Below are 1,285 nucleotides of genomic sequence, written 5' to 3'. Positions count from 1 at the left end.
AGGCTCCGCAACTATCGCCGGGTCACCCCTCGCGCGCCCGGACCGCTCTCATCCCGCCCCGCCGCGTCCATGACGGCGACGCGAGCAACCTGACATGGGAGAGCCTAGCTGGGATCTGAATCCGGCGCAGAGGCCGGTCCGCGGGAATGCCGCCGCGTCAAGCGCCGAGCCGGCAGAGCACGTCCGCTCATTCGTCCCAAAATCCGGGCAGACACCTTACTGATCTGGGCCGCCCGGTCGGTGAACTCTATCTAAGATCCGGGTTACTACCGGTCGAGCCGGCCATGAGGCAGGGATTCGGCCATTCTCGGCTGCTTCTCGGCCAGCTTGGGCGTCGCGGCCCCCTCGAGTTGATGGCTGAGATTCACTCGTCGACCTGATTCGACTTGCTGCCCCACGTGAATCCGCCGTAGGCGGAACCGCGATCAGGCGGCCCCCCCCGGACGGCGTAGGTCTGGACCAGTCGGAGATAATGTTCGAGGTGCTCGGCCGGGGCATCATCAACAGGCAGTAGGGCTACCGCAGGAGCAACCCGACGGCGCGGGCGGTCTCGGACATATGCGACCAGGGGAACCCGGTGGATCCAGACTCCCGGCCGCCGGTCGCCTGCAGGAAGGCTTTCCGAGGTCGGGCGCGGCCGCGAAAAGCTGTCGGACTCGACATATCGGACCGCCGCGACGTCCCAGGCCCACACGGCCTGGGGCTAGATGCCGACCGTCTCGTCGACCACGGCGAAGTCGAGTCGGTTCGGCTCGACTTCCTCCATGGACGGCCCGCACGATCGCCGGGCCTTAATCGGGCCGTAGCGGCCTCCAATCTCTCGACGCCTCATCTCCGCGTCGACCCGGTGCAGGAAGTCGGCGACGCGGTCCCAGGACTTGACCGCCTCCTCGCCTGGCAGTAGGCGGACCGCGTGCAACAACGCTCCGGCTCCTCCCGGGCCGGGAACAGAGGTTGCCACGACAGCATGTATTTGATCCGCTCCTGAACTTACGACTCGGCCGTCGCCTCGGATGAATCGGCCGATCAGGTGCATTAGCCAGGGACCGACCACGGCACAATCGACATTCCTCTGCTCGCAGGCCTCGCACGCCGTCTGGAAGTTGACTATCGCCAGGTGATCGCGGATGGGGTGCGGCGGGCTCGACCGTCGGCCGTCCGTGCCGGCAGAGCAGGCCCGCACTCGGTGGGGGGCCGTGGCCGCGACGCACGGGCTGGACCAGACCCGCACACTCGTCGGGGATCGATCCCTCGTCGATGGGAACGCTCCTCGGATACGTGGCGA

Annotated in this window: 1 protein-coding gene; it reads right to left on the bottom strand. The window is 67.3% G+C overall.

Translation table 11 applies throughout. The features are described from left to right. Positions 1-703: 703 nt before the first annotated feature. Positions 704-922, bottom strand: coding sequence for a hypothetical protein (locus G6O68_RS31810; protein WP_165253772.1), 219 nt, complete (start codon positions 920-922; stop codon positions 704-706). Positions 923-1,285: the final 363 nt, after the last annotated feature.

It is taken from the genome of Paludisphaera soli, from assembly GCF_011064595.1.
Classification (GTDB): Bacteria; Planctomycetota; Planctomycetia; order Isosphaerales; family Isosphaeraceae; genus Paludisphaera; species Paludisphaera soli.
Note: the sequence above shows the minus strand (reverse complement) of the source record. Positions and strands in the feature narration are given on the sequence as shown.